The sequence below is a fragment of the Micromonospora sp. PRAS1 genome, from assembly GCF_059553435.1.
On record NZ_JCANNB010000113.1, the window covers coordinates 1 to 698 of the forward strand.

1 protein-coding gene is annotated in these 698 nt (G+C 66.6%); it reads left to right on the plus strand.

The window, feature by feature from the left end; genetic code table 11:
- Window positions 1-698: helix-turn-helix domain-containing protein (locus AC507J_RS32320; RefSeq protein ID WP_496294360.1), on the plus strand; the 698-nt coding region annotated here is incomplete at both ends.

Sequence of the window (698 nt, forward strand, 5' to 3'; positions counted from 1 at the left end):
GACCTGCGCACCGAGGCGCGCATGACGCTCGACGCGGTGGCCGAGGCGATGCAGTTCAGCCGGCAGAAGCTGTGGCGCATCGAGAGCGGCCTCGGCCCGGCCCGCGCCGTCGACGTCCGGGCCATGTGTGAGCTGTACGCCGTAACGCCCGAGCTGACCGGCGCGCTCATCGCCCTGGCCGGCGAGACCAAGGCCAAAGGCTGGTGGCATTCGTACGGCGACGCCATCCCCGAGTGGTTCGAACTCTACGTCGGCCTGGAATCCGCCGCCTCCCGCCTCCGCGAGCACGAGGACACCCTGATACCCGGGTTGCTCCAAACCAGGAACTATGCCCGTGGTGTCTATCAGAACCGCTCGCGCATCTCGGAGGAGGAACGGGAGCGGCTGGTGGAGGTCCGGTTGCAACGCCAATCGCTGCTGGAACGTCGCCTTCCACCCGCACCGCAGTTCGAGGCGATCCTCTCCGAGGCCGTTCTCCTCCGGGTCGTTGGCAGCCCCGTCACCATGGCCGAACAGCTACGACACCTGTTGGACGTGAGCAAGCGTCCGCAGGTCTCAGTCCGGGTGTTGCCGCTCAACGTCGGTCTGCACTTCGGCGCGGTCGCTGGTCCCTTCGTGTTGTTGGATTTTCCACTCCGCAACCGCGTCGAGCCTGAACCTTCCGTCGTCTACAGCGAATCGCTGACCGGGGCCCTCTA